Consider the following 17,457-nt stretch of genomic DNA (forward strand, 5'->3'; position numbering starts at 1 on the left):
ACTTTATACATATTCAGGCTATTTTTAATAAAGAATATGATGAGTCATTATTTAATTGTGTCTTGCATTTATTTTGTGTAATCTTATTTTCAAGCAGGTTAATAAAAATGTGTTTTGCTTACTATAAGCAAAAGAAAAATGAAACGCGAGAATTTGAATAAAAAAATAGCCGGTATAAAACCGACTACTTTGCGAATATTAAGCTGGACAGCCTTTCTGGTTAACAACTCCGATGTCTGCCAACGCCTTTTCGAATAATTCTTTCATCTGCTGATGTGTCAGTGAATCGTGTGGGGATTTTTTCAGATATGACCAAATAGTATGGTACAAAAAAAGAACCTCGAATCCATGAAGCTCACGCCATTTCATCTACCGTTCTTTGTTCATCACGAATCGTTTTGGATCTGTGAAGCACTCGCCACATCTCTTTAACTTGGTTATATTGTACGGGTATTTGTACAATTTGTCAACACATAATATTCAAAAAAATTAAGCGAATATATAAGTTTGGCAGTGAGGACAATTTCTTTATCATGTTTGTTTAGATTCATATAAATCAAGATATGTGACGATTCATTTACTGTGAACCTTTCTGATAGAAGGAGTACGGCATGTCAAAAGTAGATGAAAATTCATGGATTAGAAAAATCTTACATACAATAATGGCTTTAATTCCGGGAAATTCTAAAGTTAGAAGTGTAAATACTGAGGCGCAGACAGTTAATAATCAGAACGAAACCGATCCTTATAAATTGGACATAAAAAAAGTAGAATCGTTTGCATTAAGTGAAGAAAATGAGAAGAGTACAGCAATAGAATTAAACTCATATAGGCCTTATGATCCTAATGAGTATGTACGAGGACAGAAAAAAATTTTTTATATTACAGATCTTCATCTTACACATAAGTTGGCTCATCAAAATGCTTTTTCGTTTGAAGAAATATCAAAAGTAATTGACGGGATTACAGATACCATTGTGAGGGAATCAGGGAGTATTTTACTAATTGGAGGAGATGTTTCATCGGATTACAAGATATTTGAATTGTTTGTAAAGTCACTATATAGAAGAAATCATTCCGAGATGTTTGGTAATGTACAGCATATATTTTTTATATTAGGAAATCATGAATTATGGGATTTCCCGCGTCTGGGATTAAAGGAAATAGTATATAAGTACAAGAATTTGCTGGATAATTATGGAATGCATTTACTTCAGAATGAATTTGCTTGTTTTGACTTTAGAGAACAGCTTCAGATAGTGCCTATGGAAAAGATATTGTCATTATCTGATCAGGAGATACGCCAGAAACTACGCACATCAAGGATTAACATTATAGGTGGAATTGGTTTTTCTGGGTATAACAATGAACTAAATGCAAACAATGGCATATATCGATCAACAATAGATAGAAAACAAGAAATCGAAGAGAGCGATGTATTTAATGGCTTTTATAAAAAGATTATATCTGCAATTCCTGACAAGAAAGTCATTGTCTTTACACATATGCCGATGGATTGCTGGAGTGAAACAGTTGATTATCAGGATAAATATATTTACCTTAGTGGGCATACTCACAGAAACTATGTTTATGATGATGGAAATACCCGGATATATGCGGATAATCAAATTGGATATCACATTAATACTACGCATTTAAAGTTCTTTGATTATGACGAATTATTCGATTATTTTGCAGATTACACCGATGGTATATATGAAATATCACGAGATGACTATAGGATGTTTTATAGTGGGAAAAATAGGATGCTTAGGTTTAATAGGGACTTTGATGTACTCTATATGTTAAAGAAGAATGGATATTACTGCTTCTTCTTGAAAAGTAATAATACACTTAAGATTCTACATGGTGGAAGTATTACTAGTGTGGGAAGAAATGACATACAGTATTATTTCGATAATATGGATACCGTAATTCAAAAACTAAAAGAACCTCTTGATAAATATTCAGCAGTCCAGGAAAAAATCTCTCATAGTATAAAAAAACTTGGAGGTTCAGGTACTATACACGGCTGTATTATTGATATAGATTTCTATACTCATGTATATATAAATCCTATAGATTTAAAAATAACAGCATATGTAGCTATGAATATGATTGATAAGTATGTATATCCAGATATAGTGTCTTTGTTAAAAGATAGTCTTCCAGAAATGTATGCAAGGTACGAACAGCTCTTATCCGGCGGAAACAATACCCCTGTTCTATATGAGCAAGGTAACACTGATATAAGTAAGCAACCACAACTGTATCTTGACACAGATATATATAAAGCTTCAAGAGAAGTAAATAAATTACAAAGACTTGAGTCAAATATATTAACTACTTGGTATGATCCCAAACAATTGGATGGAAAAAGATTTTTAAAATAATTCTGTCTTACGTTCATTTATTATAAACTTTTGGATATTTGCCGACTTAATAAAGGAATGATCAGTTTTACAGGAGGGAGCCACCAATGAAGAATATTTTGAAATCATGTGTGATAACTATCTTTTTAACATTGTTATTTGCTTTTACAGCATTCGCACGGCTAGATGACAATGTTGGAACAAATGCCACTACTATATATCCTGGAACGTATTATCAGAAGAGCGAAATGTGTGTATTTTCAGGAGATGTATGGTCAGGAGGATCTTCTCAAGTGACAACGTATGGTGAGGATAATACGAATTACATTATCATTTCTGAGTACGGATCAATGCTTCTGTTTTACTGGGATACGGGATCGGGGAAAATGTCAGGAACACTAATCAGAAATGCTGATGGAACATACAAAGTCATTAATGATTCTCAAGCGGCAGGAAATGATCCACTTGGTTCTTTTATTGAGTCAATAACACCAGTATCTGATTCTGAAATAGTTATTTATAATATGTCAGAAGGTGATCAGGGAACAGATAATTACTTTACCATGGTCAAAGCAGGCTAATATATGTATAATAATAAAAAGCTCATTTGAAGGTTCTTAAGTGACCCTCAAATGAGCTAATTTCTAAAATTTAGACGGCAACATTTAATTGTTGCCGATGTTTCGTTAAACTAGGGTTTTGCGCAAACATATGTTCGTATATACAGCACCCGTCAAATGTAATTGTAAATGCTCAATTGTTAGACTTAATGCATAAATAAGCCTTTACCTTCGCAAAAGGAATAAAAAAAGTAAGGAGTCTCCTTTTTAAAGAGGCTCCTTTTAACGTGACATTGAATTGATTATTATGAAGGAATCAGCATACTTTCAACACAATCCTCCGGTAAACCGCTAGCGTTATTCGTTATTGCATATTCCCATCCATCTTCAGACGAATACTTGGTTATACTTGAAATGGTATACGCACCAAACTGTGGATATTCTACTAAAAGAACTTGATCACCAACCTTGTATTTTGGAGCTGGTGCATTCGCTTCGCTGACACCGCCAGATACCTTAGCCATCATATCATCATTAAATTCTATGTTCTTATTATCTGACATATCTGTTTCCTCCTTGTTGTGTTGTTCTTCTCATCAAAGGAATTGAATAATCTCCCATTTGGCTTGTCCTATTAGTTCAACTTTCACCCTTGTACCCGGCTCCAGCAGTTTTCCGATTGCCCAATAGTGAGCTCTTATATCTCGCCCGTCATCCGCATGTACCTTGTAAATCGTCGGATCTCCTGAAACACCAGGGCCAACTACTGTTCCTATTGCAGTACTTCCTCTTTCTTCAGCATTACCACCCGTAGCATTCGCCATCATCTTATCATTAAGTTCCATGTTCTTATTATCAGCCATTTTGGTTTCCTCCATAAGTTTTTTTGATTTTTTCTGTGCTTTAGAATCTTTCTTCGATTCATTGTTCCGTTTCTTTATGGTTCGACTTTACCATGTCTTCATTGAGGCTACAATAATTCCTGTTTATTCGGTCTTTTTTCATGTTTAATCGGTCTTAAAACTATTCCGATTATTTATTGAGAGCTTAAATTATTCAATCTTTTTGTTATTATTAATGCCTACAACAATGCATTAAATCCAATGACTGGTGATATCTAAATTCAGTTTGCAGGACTTAATGCTTAAGATACGCATTTCCTCAAAAGTTGAGCATTAAGTATTTCAAAAAAAGTGCCCAACTTCTGTTTGCCATACCCAATTTTCGGGATTGCGACGGAATTACGCCGGTTTTCAGGCATAAAAAAACGAGGTATTATGCAGTTACCTTTGCAAAACTGAAAATACCTCGAAATTAAGCATTTACCTTTTCAAGTGACGGTATATACAGCACCTTCCGAAAACTATTCATGAACAATATCTTGCGACTCTTCTGCGGTTTAAACTATATCTTGTAGAATCATTAAAGATATAGCTGTAAAATGTCAAAAGTTCGGCTTTTTACACCTTTCAGCTTTAATTTTTAAAGCTTCATTTTGTAAAAAGCCGACGATATTCAAGATAAAAATGTAAAAAGCCGAATATCGAAAAATAAAAGAGGTTCATTTATGTTTTGAGATATATTCAGCCATTGAGTCAGCTATTTTCTGTGGTTCCTTTTCAGGTTGTGTCATATATACTTCACCTTTAGTATCCTGCCATATTATAATGCCATCTGTACAAGTGTTTTCAATAACATACATGGTATTTGGAACTTTAGGATTTAGGACACGCTCTTTTTTTGTTAAAGCCACCACATTACGGTGTTCAGCATTAGCAATACCGGTTAACTCAATTCCATCTGCTATAATTGCACCGAATCTGGATAAATAATCCTTATATTCTTCAGCAAAGTTTACTCTTAATTGGAGTTCTGCGTCAGTTATCTGGGTATCTGATGCAGGTTTTAATGGTAACAAGTCTGGAAGACTATTGATTGTTTCAATTATCTGTTTCATTCTATATTACTCCTTACTCTGTTCAACTCTGGCTTTCCAATGTTCCTTTCGTTCTTGATCCCAATTATTTCCCTCTCCATGAACTTCTGATTCAATGGTATTATCATGCCATAAACTCTGATTTTTCTTTCCATCTTCATACTCGCCAGTTCTGTGTTCTTCCTCAGTTAATTCTACTAAAGGAGAATCTGCTTTCTGGCCAAGATGATGTAATTCAATAGGTTTACCTGTTTTACTATCCAATGGGGCTAAACCACGTTCCATACGCTCTCTGTTTGATATACCATCTTCGTCGGTATAATCAAGATCAATATTTTCTTTTATCAAACATTTTTTGCCATTTATCTCGACTTCTATTAAACCAGCTTTTTTAAGAATCTCATATTGCTTTATATTCTTAATACTGTCAATAATTTCGTCAGACCATCCAGTTTCATCTTTTATTCTCTGCTTTTCTTCGGCTGTCAAACCCTCTGCTTTTGTCTCTTTTTCTTCGGCTGCAAATAAACCCTTAGATTCATTTGTTTCATGATCTTTTACACCAAATTGTTCCAAAAGCGAAAATCGTGCAGCACGTTCAATATATGCTATGTCAGGTGGTATTATTATTTTTTCTTTTGAATTATCATTAATAATCTCTAAGGATTTAGGATATTCTTTAATATTAATTCCTGCATAATTGTATTCCAAGGAACTATTAATATTTTCAAAACCATTAATCATTTCAAAGAATCTCCTTTCACCATTTTTTCTATTTCATTCACGGTATAATCGCTTACTTTCAGAAAATATGAACGGATAGTTCCCGATAGTTCAGTATTTGTGGTCATAGTTCTTCTTATAAGTGATGCTATATTGATTTTGGCGTATTTAGATATATCTGTTCCATATAGTTTCTTCAATTCTGATTTTATCTTTTGGATATTCTCTTCATCTGGTGAATAAAGTACCGATTCCAAAAGAGGGCCAAAGTTATTATCTGGAAGAACTCCAGTACAGTAAATGCCTCGAACCATCATGGTTATTATATTTTCAGAAAGAAATCTAGCTTGGATTCTCCATTGATTACAACTATTAATTGGTGAAAAATAACAATTTATAAGCTCATTATAAAGACATTTCATTACCTCATCGCATGAAAGTTTACAGTTTGTTTCGTTTTCGCATAGTAATGTATTTAGTATAGAAATAACCATATTCTTTATTTTGGTACGTCCTCCAAGTATACTACGAACCATGCTTAAACTGATTTCATCAAAGCGATCATTCTTATTGTTATACAAAAGTTCGTCGCTCACAAAGTCGTCTAATTTATTAGTAGACCCCTGTTCATCCTTAAAATAATCTAAAATATGTACCGGTGCAGGTAATACCATACCTTCTTTATGGCAATATGCATATCCAGTTTCTAAAGAACCAAGTTGAATAGCATCTTTATTGGAAATACCTATAGTGTTTGCCATAGCTATTTGATCATCAATCGAAACAATACGTTGAACAATCTTGGTTGATGTATTTTTAATTACATCTGGTGCAAGCTTAGTAGGAATCTGTTCAGCAACTATCACACCTTGTCCATAAGAACGCATTTCGGCAATCATGTTAGTAAAATGTTCGACTGCTTTTCCTATTGGATTCCCTAAATGCTCTGTTGTCCTCTCTGTATTAACATTTTTTAATAATCTATGTGCTTCTTCAATTACAAGCAAATGTTTAAGACCCGATTCTTCTAATCCGTTTTTTTCTTTCTGAACCTGCCTATATTCATTTATGAATACAACTAAGAGTCCAACACTAAAGGCTTTATCAGAATCATCCGTAAGTCCGTCCAATTCAAATACTACATTCTTTTGTAATAATTCTTCAAAATCTATAAATTCATTTGTGTTAAATGTATAACCTTTAGTCCCAACGCATAAGTTTTCTAATCTAACCTTCATTGCAGTCTTGATATTTCCTGCAACTTCTCCATCATATTTAAGTTCTTCTTCAACATATCTTGCAATCTCGTCTTTCAAATCCTGCATAGTTGGGAATAAATACTTGTGAGATGTATTTGAGTATCTTTCTTTTATAATGTTAATATCAAATAAATCTATAGGACTATTCCTATTAACAAGTAGAGGATGGTAACCAAGAGTAAGATCCCAGCCTTTATTGCTATATACAGAGTGTAAACACTTTTCTAAAATATATGGCATCGGACCATAGAATGAAAATGAAGCATTAAACAAATCTTTAAGGTAATCAATGTGAGCCTGAGGACTAACTCCTGGCATAATATAAAAAGGATTTATCTTAGGTGCATTTATCTCAGGTCTTCCGAGAGTATAAACATCTTTATCCACGGTTAGATTACGATACTCTTTTTTGGCAGATTCAATTACAAGAAATGGTTTTTTAGATTCAAAAAGGATTTTCTTAACAGTGGTTGTTTTTCCGCTCCCTGTAATTCCGCACACAAAGGTATGTTTATTCAAATCAAGTTCACTAAGAGCAAATGGCATATTATTAAGTATACGTTTCCCATCTACTACATTACCAATTTTTATGACGTCGTCAAATGAACGACTAGCTATCAGTGGGAATTTTTTTTCAAGTTTTAATTCAAAATCAGGAACGCTTTCTGTAGGAACTGTACATAATAAACCAAGTTCAGCAGAATTAAGAAATGAACACAATGGGTTTTGCTTTTGACTATTAAGAAAATCGGGTATAACCAAAAGCTCAGATGTTTCTATCTCTGATTCAAATGCTAACATAGGCAGTTTTTCTGAATCAAGCTTCGATAATTCACCACATAAGCAGGCTTTTATAATATCTCGGGAATGTTTTTTTTCTGCCGAATAAGCTATTGCGGTTTGCCATATCCCATTATTTTGACCTGCTTTAAGCCTTTCTAAAGCACTATCTGCATAATTCATCAACTCTAAGGCAAAGCCATTTTGGATATCTCCAGATACAGTTTCTCCTTGTGTGATTGCATCTGATATAGATTTACTATAACCTTCAGAGTGTGATTTACCTTTACCAACTAAATTACCAATCAGTGTTCCTAATCCACCACCGACAGCTCCTCCAAGAGCTGTTCCAAGTCCAGTACCAATCACTGGAAGAGGAATTAAAAAAGTTCCTAGTATAGCTCCTGCAGCTGCACCGATGCTGGTTCCTGCACCACTGCCTACTTGTCCTGCCACACTATTTTTTGTATCTGTTGATGTGTCAGTTTCGGTTTTTGTCTCAGTATTGCTAGCTGATCTTGCAACATTTCTTTTACTTACAGCAAATGCCTGATCTCGTACTGAAATTAATTCAGTGATGTTTCTAGAAATTATTTCTCGATCTACCGGTTTTGCTATAAATAAAAGAGAATAATTTTGCCCATTTAAGCTGCGCATAATTGAAGACAGACTGAAGTTCTGTTTCTCACCATTAACATATAGAGAAGGTATTCCTGAAAGAATACCATAACAATTTGTTTTATTATTCTCACTAATAAATGATGGCTCAAATGAATCTAATTCGATACTAGAGAGCATACCCTGGGTAATGGATTTGACACTTTCGGTATCTTCATATGGATATGTTCCTATTACAAGATTAGTTATCCCATTTTTACTAATTAAACCGTATGCAATAGGCGTGTTTATAGAATATAAGGCTGTAAATAGTTTTTGAAAACGTTCACTAATATTATCGAATAGCTTTTCAACATTATCAGCCGTACAACTACTAATACGGAAAAAGGTCATACCTTTAAGTTGATCAGAACCTGATTTATCAAGATAATCCTTTATATTATTACTATCAACAAGATATGAAGGATAAACTAGTTGTAGGAACTTGGTTGTCTGTTCTCCTATAGTTTTACTATCATTATTGAACTCTTGAAGAATTTCTTTTTGGTTTTCTGTTAATATTTCACTACTCATATGGTATACCTCTCATATTGTGCATTTTATTTCTTCTACACGCATATTGAAATATCGTTCAACTTCGTCAAACCAGTCTATAAATTGTTTTTTTGCTTGCTCAAAGTAATCATTCAATGCATTTAGCATTGCTTTTTTTTCGCGCTTGGGTTCAATTGCATAGTAATCCGTCAGAGCTGTACCTATAGAGACAGCTATTAAAGTCCCTATAGGGATTGGAAAAAGGCTTGACAAAGATAATCCTGATATCAAAACATATCCCAATTCAGATACGCCCCCTATTACAAAAGTTATTCCACCTACCTTCAATGCTCTAGTTTCTCTAGATGTTTCGTTATAATTCACTGTTCCGGTAGCTGCAAACTGATATTTGCTTAATATCTCTTGGCGCAAATTAATTTCTGTAAATCTGTTTTGTTTAGAGATATCCTTGAAATAATCTGTATTCATTAAAGAGTCAGAAAGGTCAAAAAGCATATCACTCAATAATGATTTGCTTCTTGACGCCAATTCAGAACTTGCCAAATTTGTAACCTTTTGAGCAGCTTCGGTAGCTGTATTAGAATTGGACACAATAATATAAACTCTTTTTTTTAGGTCATCAAACATCGTATTAACTTTATCTTTGATTGAATCACTGTACATATTTCACGATACCCCCTTTTATCTTTTTTACATTGGATTGAGCGTCTGTTATTTTTTGTGATTGTTCTGTAAGTTCACGAATTATTTCTTGATTTTGTTCTGCGGTAATTTTTGCTTCCATGATGGCATCTAATTCGATTTTTTTAGCACTTGCATTCTTAGCAAGTTCATCAATGTACTTTGTCCGGATTTGTTCGATGAAATCTTCCAAATTACTTGTCAAATCATTCTTAATCACATCCAATCTATCCAGAATATTATTTTTTATCGCATTAAAGTGCCTATCTTGTACATAAACCGAATAGCGGTGCGTTCTTTTGAATGTTAAACCCTCTTCATATTTCTCTCTTTTATATGACTGTTCTTTCGTCGACTCCTTTATTTGCTCAAAAGTCTCTTTTGTAAAATTTGGTTGCAAAGATATAAAAGATATAGAACCTTTACCGCTTAAAGAGATTAGTTCTTTATCAAATTCTTCGACCACTTTATTTTGAAGGAACACGGTTAAAGTTTTAAAGTGATCTATCTTTTCCATTGAAATACGTTCCAACTCATTAAAGGCTCCGTTATCATTTGGATTTATCTTTGATACAGAGGATAAATAATCTTTTACTGAAGCGTCTGCTTCTGCTCGTATTATCCCGTTGTCTCCTCGAAATCGACGAACAACACTATCCACACCTCTACTTAATTTATTTTGTAGAATATCAAGTTCTTGCTTTACTTTTGCTATTTTAACGGCTAATTCCTTCGGATCCTCGGCTTTCTGTTTAAACATGTCAATTCGGGAATTCATATCATTCCAGAGTTTTTCATACATATTATTTATTGATTCCAATAATGATGCTAAAAGAATATAATGCGCTTTTCTTCCAAATGTTCCTAATGAATAATATATCTGATCAAACCTAGATTTCTCTTTCAATTTCGCAATAAAGTTTCCTGTGCCAAATACTCCGTTAGTTTCTGTGTACGCAGCTTTTACAAAATCATCTAAAGTGCCTTCTTTATTTAGTTTACGTAATTCATCTTCAATATTTTCTATACCAGAAAACTTTTTTGAATAGAGTTCAGCTTTACTATCAACAAAAAGAATATTATTTTTATCTAGTTTTGATGAAAACTTTTTATAAGCATCTTCTTCTAACCGGCGGATATCAGCTTCATTCTTTGCGGCGATATGTGTAAGAACCAAAAATAAGGCGCTCTTGTTTCTAGCTACACTTGCATTCTCCATGAATTGATTGAACTGTTCCGATTCAAGCGCTTGACCTATTACGGGTTTCAAGAAGATTATTGCATCTGCGTTCTCTATATATTGAGAAGTAATCTCGGAAACACCGCCTCTTGCACATACTCCAGGACTATCTATTATTTCAATTCCTCGGAGATCATCACCAAACGGAAACAACACTTCAATTTTAGTTACAATGTCATACCATTTATCTTTTCTTTCAGTGATATACGCTCTAATTCGGTCATTATAATTAGATATATTATGAATATTTGCAGCCTTAACCTCAGGAGACTTTAACATGGCTTCTACTTCTGCATTAGAAATGTATATTGGGACACCTTCTTCCTTAGCACGTAGACCTGACTTTACAATTATTTCACTATTTATGGTAGGGACGGGTATATCTCTATAGTCATCATCCAATGCTGCGTTTTCCTTTAAAAATGCACGGGACTCTTCCTCTCCTGTGATCTCCTGTGTTCTTCCATCAGCATAAGTTGCCTTAACTGAGAAGGTTTCTCCATATTTAATCTCTACAATAGCGCTTGTACACTGTTTGACATCCATTGGGAGCAGTTCAACTCCTAAATACGCATTTATAAAGGTGGATTTTCCACTTTTTGATTCACCTGCAATAAGAATATTGAATCTATCTGCTTTCACTCTTTCGGCCATGCTTTGTATAGATGTCAGCGGATTTCCAAGCCGTTCCATGGGGTCAGGCATTTCAATTTTCTTAGCATAAGCTTGTAAATCAGATACAAGGGACTCTAACTGTTTGTATGAAGAAAGAACTTCTTTCTTTCTAGACTGATAATCAACAACCATTTTTTCCTCCTTTTAAAAGATACAAACAATAAACTTATGTAATTTGTTACGTGTTATATATTTTTAGCATATTAACGATTTCTTCCTTTAATTCTGTTACAAATTCTTTAGGATAAATTGCCTTTATTTTACTTCCTTGTGACAGCAGAAACATATTAATACCAATACCGAATGTTTCGGCTTCTATAATTGCCACATTATCTTTTATATCGATAACTCGAGCTGTTGGGATTTTATCTAAAATAGCTTGTATTGAAGTTCCGTTATATTCAAACCTGATCTTTCGATACTCACCAGGAAACATGAATTGAATTTTGCTGCGAAGGTCACCTTCGTCAAAATCGTATTCCATGGGAATAACAAAGTGTTTTCTGTGCTCAACAACATTATTTATCCTGTCTATACGGTAATATAAAGGCTTCCAATTTTTATCGTCACATCTATAGGCAATCAGATAAAAGTAGAAATCAGAGAAAGTGATTGCAACTGGCATTAGCCTCCGGTCTACCCTCTCACGGTTTACCTTATAGTAATCAACAGTGATTTCAATCCGTTCATAAATGCATCTCGTTAGTTGCCAGAGATTATCAATAACACTTTCACAGTCATGATTAACCTCATGATAGTGGTACATCTCTTTCATAATGATCTTTTCAAGCATTATCCGGTCACTTTTGGATGTAAACTTTTTCAGCTTCCCGATAATCTCCAACATTTCCATTTTGCTGAAGGCCCTGCAACCTATCATCATTTTGATTATCGATATCAGCTCTTTACTAAGAAGGAAGTTATCAAACTCAAGGTAATATGATTTGGATGCGGCAGCGTATTTCAATTCAGTGTTCCCAACAAGTTCCCTGTTCTCAGACAGGAAATTCTTAATTTCACCAATATCTCTCGATATGCTCTTGTTTGATACGCTGTACTCGTCAGCCAGAGATTTAATTGAAATATTTTCCCCTTTCATAGCCCGGTAGAATATTTCAAGTAATCTATTCTTTTTGGTTTCTGATACACTCATACCTCATTCAGCTCCTTCTATAAATGAATCAATTAAAATGTCCCATAAATAGCCTCAATTTATAGTAAATGCTAAATCTGTATACACATTTACTATATCGGCATATTTCATGAAGTTATTAATGTGCCACCTTGGCATCACAAATCTAATTCCTGATTGTTGATGTACGGTTGAAACTGAAAACACATTAAAAATTGTAGCATACTGCTTTAAAACCTTTTGGAGGTTTATGATATAGACGTCCAAAATATGTAAACAATTCTTCTATGTTGTGCTGCTTTGATTCATATACACCTGTACTTTCTCTGTTTTGCGTATTTGATTTAATATCTTCGCGAGATCCATACTTATTATGGTATTCAGAAAGAATTCTTTTGAGCTTTTCTCTGAGATTATTTGACGCTTTCTCATTAGATGAGTATATTGAATTCAGCTGTTCGCTATATACTTTCAAAAATAAATTTATGAATTTCTGCTTAAATTCATACACTACACAGCTATATAGAATGGAATTCATTTCTTCAGCCTCTTTCCGTTTCTTGATAGTACCATTACGTCGGGTTAGAACTCTTAATCTTTCCTGTATGTAAGTTTGAAGATCCGGAACAATTTCTTTATCAAATGCTTCAAAATAGTTTGATATGAGTACTTTATCCTGATAAGAATTACATGAAACCTTAAGCACTGGAAACATACATTCAATCCCAAAGATGGATATTTTAACTGATGTCCTTATTGATTCCACCATCATATCTGTAAGGGTGTCGAATACTTCATAGCCTGTTTTTTTATTTGATAAGACTCTTAAATCCTGCCATCTAATTCTGTGTGAATATATTGATCTTTCAAATCTTTCAAGATATTGTTTTATATCACTATCTAAATCTCGATTAGCAATATCTGAATTGTTTGAATGAGAGTTATTTATTTCAATCAACTCTATGCAATCATTAATTATTTTCTCCATAACACTACATGCGGTGGCCTTAGTAGTAGAGGTCTCGGCTATATGTAGTGCACAGCTTATAATAGAACCTATTCTTTCTTCATTTTTTATTTCCGTTCTAATTTTATTCAATTCACCATGCAGATAATTATATGCGCTGTTAAATGCTTCTATTGTCACAGCTTCATTTTTATTGAAAAGCATTATTTAGCTCCTTTCGCTTTCGGGATTTATTGAAACAGAACATTTACTATATGTCTCTTCTTTAGATACAAAATATCATTTCATGTAGACAGAGGTATGTCCTAGCAAAAAAGAATATTATTTTCTTTATGGCTTTCTTAATCAAAGCATTTGTTCGCATAGATTAATAGATGTTTGAAAACAATTGAAAAAGCAGATGCAAGTAAAATTTAACCTACATCTGCTTTATAATCATTTTGTTCTTAGAATGACATTCGCTGAATGTGTTAGATAAACAGTCCCGTCTGTGGCCTTTATCTGGATCATGTCTGAATTCTCGTAATCAGTCCACGACGAGACCTCTACGGTTCCGATTCCATTAATGTCGGCATATTTGTAAGCCCAGGTAGTATCAACAATGGTTCTATTGCAGCCAGCAAGTAGTAAGCTCAAGAGCGATACGGAAATCAATATCTTTTTCATAACAAAACCTTCTTACGCTAAATTAATTATTGTTTATTTCTGGCCTGTAATCACTTCTAAACAATGTTATAGGCTGAAAATCAACAATCAAATAATGCTTCCATGGTTATCACATTATCAAAGAAAGTGCTATATTCATTGTATTTAAGGCCATAAGTAGTTATCAGTGTATTATGGATTACTTTACCAACAGATATTTCTTCCTCTAATAATCCTTGTCTGTTTATCAAAGTGCGGTGATATCCCTTATTTACTACAAATTCATTACTGTAAAACTTGGATTCACACATGTTTACAACATTATCAGCTCTTTCAATTATCATATCAATCTGCGTGCCATCGGTATCATCTGCCCTTTTTGACCACAGAGATTGGCTAGTATTTACCCCACTTATACCCAGTGCCTTTTTTATTTGATTCACGTGGTTAAAACAAACATTCTCAAAGGCAAAACCTCTCCATGAAATAATAGTTTGAGAAGTGAGATTTTCAAGCCAAAAAGAACTATCCAAGGAGCCTTTGCCTTTTACAAACTTTAAGAAAAACATACAGAACGGATCAACCAGTTTATAGCATTCATCCCGAGCGCCCATCCCGAAAGGTTCATATTTTATTACAAAGTCACTTGCTATTAATGCCTCTAAATCATCTGACAATGTACCTCCGGCGGATATTCCGGTTAACTGAGAAATTTCCTGTCTGGTATAACCGGCATTCTTAGTTCCAAGGCATTCTATGATAGATTTCATCTTGTCAGGATTCTTAAAAACGGATGCAAAAAGCCTGTCGTACTCCTTTTTCAAAGGTGCATCCTTAACAAAAAACATATTATCGACATTCTGTGCCAGGCTCTTGCCTCTTTCCAAATGCTTAAGGTAAAAAGGAATCCCCCCCATTATCATATATGCTTGGACGATGTCATATTCTGGAAGTTTCACACGCTTGCTCTCAATAAAGCTTTTGCATTCTTTTAAACTAAATGGTGATAACTTAATTTCATCAGTCAATCGTCCATATAATCCACCATGATTGTCAATTAGCTTATTTTTTATCCAAGTAGTAGCACTTCCACATACGATAACCATCAGGTTTTTTCGAAAGCATCCCCAGGTATTCCAAAATCCTTCAAAAGCTGTCAAAAATCCTGATTTTTGAGTATCCATCCATGGTAATTCATCCAAAAACACTACTTGGCGTTTCCCATTATCCTTTTCTTGAAGAAACATCTCCAACATAAGGAACGCATCAAGCCAATTATCAGGACATCTGCTCTTCTTCATTCCATGTAACAAAAGAGAATTATAAAAATGCTTAAGTTGCTTACGCAAAGGCGTTCCTCCAGCACTTTCATCAAGCTCTATAGGAGATAAACCTGCGTGATGAAAAGCCATCTTTCCGGCAAATGTCTCACTTACCAGGTAGGTTTTACCAACACGCCTTCTTCCATAAATAGCAACAAACTCAGCTTCACCGCTATTATACAGTTCATTTAATAGTTGTACTTCTTTCTCTCTTCCGATCATAGTATTGTCCTTTGTTGTTGATTCTCAGCCTATAACATATATTCTACACGCAATCAGGCTGAGAATCAACAGCGATTACCATCTACGACGATCCCAATCCAATTAATGTCGGAATATTTGTAAGCCCAGGTAGTATCTGGTTCTATTGCAGCCAGCAAGTAGTAAGCTCAAGAGCGATACAGAAATAAGCATCTTCTTCATAACAAAACCTCCAGGTAAAAGGGTGTGTTATAAATCATATCAAGACGTAAAACTATTCTTGACTATCTATAATCACTAGTTATATAATGATGTCTACTTGTTTGGAGGGTTTTCGTATCCTCAGATTTCGCCGCATAGATGTTTGGTCGCATCTATGCGGTATTTTAATAATCAACCCATTCGATTTGTTTTTCAATCTCCCAAAAGGTTTTACCATCAAATAATGGTTCTTTTAAGAATAGATTAACGCTTTCTTGATTAGAATAACCATCTATTTCCCAAAGAGTTTTACCGATACTCTGATTGCAGCTCTTCAGGAATGCTTACTTTAAAAGAGATCGGATATACCGTTTCTTCCCTTAACACTGCCGGTATCTATCAGAGCAAACAGTTTGAGGAAGTTCCTGTTGTCATTAAGAATGGTCATATCATGAATCCTGAGATCCTCAAGGTCGGTGATGCAATACTCTATGTAGGTAACGATCCGAAGAGACATCTTCAGATCGGCCATGTTGAGTGGATATACGAAGTTAAGGGCACTGCTGAAACCGTGAAGCCAAAGACAACTTATCCTGCATGGCTGGAATCTGCCGGGAGGTGGTTCTATCGTCTTGCTAATGGCAAGAATGCTCATGGTTGGTTAGAGATTCCTGAGAAAAAGAATCCCGCTAAGAAACACTGGTATTTCTTCAACAACAAGACCGGAGAAATGCTCACTGATACCTGGATCAAAGGACAGTCCAGCTGGTACTATGTCAATAAGGACGGTGCTATGCCTACAAGTACATGGATTCTTGGAAAAGATAAGAAGTGGTACTATGTCACTTCATCGGGTCTTATGGCGACTGACTCGTATATTCAGGATACGAAAGGCAGAGGTTTCTGCTATGTAGATAAGGACGGCATATGGGATGGCAGGTACCTTAATGCGGTCAACTCAGGGAATGTAGTATCTTGATGACTTGAAGGCTCAAGAATGGCACCTTCCAAGAAAATCTGAGTGTTATGCAGCCTTATACAAGAAGTTTTTATCAGTACAGTTTTAAGGGCTGCAATACGATGATAATTTCGTACTGCAGCCCTTTTTTTTCTTGCCCATTTATTTTGAAAGAAAGGAGGGCGAGCAGTGGTGGAACAGCCACTACTCGCTGTTAATGAAAGAAAATAAAATGATTAATAAGGAACATGGAACAATTTAGTATTCACTACTATATTCGGCACTAAAGGTTTTAATATAAATCAAAAAATAAAAAAGCCGGGACTTTTGCATCCCAGCCTTTTCACGAAAGGTAAAAACAACCATGTTTTTACTTAAAGAACATTTATAATATAGTAGGGAAAGCAACTAATACATCAGCAGAAAGCTGGCTGAACATGCAGCAAAAGCTTACTTTGTGGGAAGCTGAACAGCATTCGCCCGAGAACGTTATTTCTTTTCCTTGCCGTAATATAGAAGACACTACGTTGCTGCAAATGTGAACCTAACGTTATTTTTCATAACAAAAAGAAAGCTAGGATTTCCAAGCTTTCTTAAGTGTTTTAATTTTACAGTATTAATTTAAACTGGCA

The 17,457-nt window shown here is 34.4% G+C and carries 14 protein-coding genes; 3 read left to right on the top strand and 11 right to left on the bottom strand.

Annotated features, from left to right (window positions below):
• Window positions 1–611: 611 nt before the first annotated feature.
• A complete protein-coding gene (locus tag BXO88_RS11010) occupies window positions 612–2,393 on the top strand; it encodes a metallophosphoesterase (RefSeq protein WP_078037782.1) in 1,782 nt (593 codons plus the stop codon).
• 86 nt (window positions 2,394–2,479) lie between these two features.
• Entirely contained in the window at window positions 2,480–2,953 is a 474-nt protein-coding gene (locus BXO88_RS11015) for a hypothetical protein (RefSeq protein WP_078037783.1), read from the top strand.
• A gap of 284 nt (window positions 2,954–3,237) precedes the next feature.
• Here BXO88_RS11015 and BXO88_RS11020 read toward each other — a convergent pair whose 3' ends face one another.
• The 11 genes from BXO88_RS11020 to BXO88_RS11070 all read right to left on the bottom strand — a co-directional run bounded on the left by BXO88_RS11020 (window position 3,238) and on the right by BXO88_RS11070 (window position 15,687).
• The gene (locus tag BXO88_RS11020) at window positions 3,238–3,495 is read right to left on the bottom strand and encodes a hypothetical protein (protein WP_078037784.1); all 258 of its coding nucleotides are present in this window, start codon (window positions 3,493–3,495) and stop codon (window positions 3,238–3,240) included.
• Window positions 3,496–3,528: 33 nt separating this feature from the next.
• Window positions 3,529–3,795 (bottom strand): hypothetical protein, encoded by a 267-nt coding sequence (locus BXO88_RS11025; protein ID WP_078037785.1) that lies wholly within the window; start codon window positions 3,793–3,795, stop codon window positions 3,529–3,531.
• Between the two features lie 698 nt (window positions 3,796–4,493).
• Complete coding sequence (locus BXO88_RS11030) at window positions 4,494–4,889, bottom strand: SMI1/KNR4 family protein (protein WP_078037786.1); 396 nt, start codon at window positions 4,887–4,889, stop codon at window positions 4,494–4,496.
• 6 nt (window positions 4,890–4,895) lie between these two features.
• Window positions 4,896–5,612, bottom strand: a complete 717-nt coding sequence (locus BXO88_RS11035; RefSeq protein ID WP_078037787.1) for an HNH/ENDO VII family nuclease — start codon at window positions 5,610–5,612, stop codon at window positions 4,896–4,898.
• A complete protein-coding gene (locus tag BXO88_RS11040; protein ID WP_078037788.1) occupies window positions 5,609–8,821 on the bottom strand; it encodes an ATP-binding protein in 3,213 nt (1,070 codons plus the stop codon). The genes BXO88_RS11035 and BXO88_RS11040 overlap by 4 nt, the downstream gene beginning before the upstream one ends.
• A gap of 12 nt (window positions 8,822–8,833) precedes the next feature.
• On the bottom strand, window positions 8,834–9,466 hold the full coding sequence (locus tag BXO88_RS11045) for a hypothetical protein (protein ID WP_078037789.1): 633 nt from the start codon (window positions 9,464–9,466) through the stop codon (window positions 8,834–8,836).
• Window positions 9,456–11,531, bottom strand: coding sequence for a GTPase domain-containing protein (locus BXO88_RS11050; protein WP_078037790.1), 2,076 nt, complete (start codon window positions 11,529–11,531; stop codon window positions 9,456–9,458). The genes BXO88_RS11045 and BXO88_RS11050 overlap by 11 nt, the downstream gene beginning before the upstream one ends.
• 46 nt (window positions 11,532–11,577) lie before the next feature.
• Window positions 11,578–12,552, bottom strand: coding sequence for a helix-turn-helix transcriptional regulator (locus BXO88_RS11055; protein ID WP_078037791.1), 975 nt, complete (start codon window positions 12,550–12,552; stop codon window positions 11,578–11,580).
• A 187-nt stretch (window positions 12,553–12,739) separates the two neighbouring features.
• Window positions 12,740–13,702 carry a hypothetical protein gene (locus BXO88_RS11060; RefSeq protein ID WP_078037792.1) on the bottom strand — a complete coding sequence of 321 codons (963 nt, stop codon included), beginning with the start codon at window positions 13,700–13,702 and terminating at the stop codon, window positions 12,740–12,742.
• A 231-nt stretch (window positions 13,703–13,933) separates the two neighbouring features.
• On the bottom strand, window positions 13,934–14,164 hold the full coding sequence (locus BXO88_RS11065) for a hypothetical protein (protein WP_078037793.1): 231 nt from the start codon (window positions 14,162–14,164) through the stop codon (window positions 13,934–13,936).
• Window positions 14,165–14,244: 80 nt separating this feature from the next.
• Window positions 14,245–15,687 (bottom strand): AAA family ATPase, encoded by a 1,443-nt coding sequence (locus BXO88_RS11070; protein WP_078037794.1) that lies wholly within the window; start codon window positions 15,685–15,687, stop codon window positions 14,245–14,247.
• 520 nt (window positions 15,688–16,207) lie between these two features.
• Here BXO88_RS11070 and BXO88_RS11075 point away from each other — a divergent pair.
• Window positions 16,208–16,846, top strand: a complete 639-nt coding sequence (locus BXO88_RS11075; RefSeq protein WP_078037795.1) for a hypothetical protein — start codon at window positions 16,208–16,210, stop codon at window positions 16,844–16,846.
• The last annotated feature ends 611 nt before the right edge of the window (window positions 16,847–17,457 follow it).

Origin of the sequence: Oribacterium sp. C9, assembly GCF_002007235.1 — a bacterium.
GTDB lineage: Bacteria > Bacillota > Clostridia > Lachnospirales > Lachnospiraceae > Oribacterium.

Excerpts from the sequence above, each read along its gene's own strand:
- BXO88_RS11075 (WP_078037795.1), top strand. The coding sequence starts at position 16,208 with ATGCTTACTTTAAAAGAGATCGGATATACCGTTTCTTCCCTTAACACT.
- BXO88_RS11020 (WP_078037784.1), bottom strand. The coding sequence starts at position 3,495 with ATGTCAGATAATAAGAACATAGAATTTAATGATGATATGATGGCTAAG.
- BXO88_RS11040 (WP_078037788.1), bottom strand. The coding sequence starts at position 8,821 with ATGAGTAGTGAAATATTAACAGAAAACCAAAAAGAAATTCTTCAAGAG.
- BXO88_RS11065 (WP_078037793.1), bottom strand. The coding sequence starts at position 14,164 with ATGAAAAAGATATTGATTTCCGTATCGCTCTTGAGCTTACTACTTGCT.
- BXO88_RS11060 (WP_078037792.1), bottom strand. The coding sequence starts at position 13,702 with ATGCTTTTCAATAAAAATGAAGCTGTGACAATAGAAGCATTTAACAGC.
- BXO88_RS11070 (WP_078037794.1), bottom strand. The coding sequence starts at position 15,687 with ATGATCGGAAGAGAGAAAGAAGTACAACTATTAAATGAACTGTATAAT.
- BXO88_RS11055 (WP_078037791.1), bottom strand. The coding sequence starts at position 12,552 with ATGAGTGTATCAGAAACCAAAAAGAATAGATTACTTGAAATATTCTAC.
- BXO88_RS11030 (WP_078037786.1), bottom strand. The coding sequence starts at position 4,889 with ATGAAACAGATAATTGAAACAATCAATAGTCTTCCAGACTTGTTACCA.
- BXO88_RS11050 (WP_078037790.1), bottom strand. The coding sequence starts at position 11,531 with ATGGTTGTTGATTATCAGTCTAGAAAGAAAGAAGTTCTTTCTTCATAC.
- BXO88_RS11010 (WP_078037782.1), top strand. The coding sequence starts at position 612 with ATGTCAAAAGTAGATGAAAATTCATGGATTAGAAAAATCTTACATACA.
- BXO88_RS11025 (WP_078037785.1), bottom strand. The coding sequence starts at position 3,795 with ATGGCTGATAATAAGAACATGGAACTTAATGATAAGATGATGGCGAAT.
- BXO88_RS11015 (WP_078037783.1), top strand. The coding sequence starts at position 2,480 with ATGAAGAATATTTTGAAATCATGTGTGATAACTATCTTTTTAACATTG.
- BXO88_RS11035 (WP_078037787.1), bottom strand. The coding sequence starts at position 5,612 with ATGATTAATGGTTTTGAAAATATTAATAGTTCCTTGGAATACAATTAT.
- BXO88_RS11045 (WP_078037789.1), bottom strand. The coding sequence starts at position 9,466 with ATGTACAGTGATTCAATCAAAGATAAAGTTAATACGATGTTTGATGAC.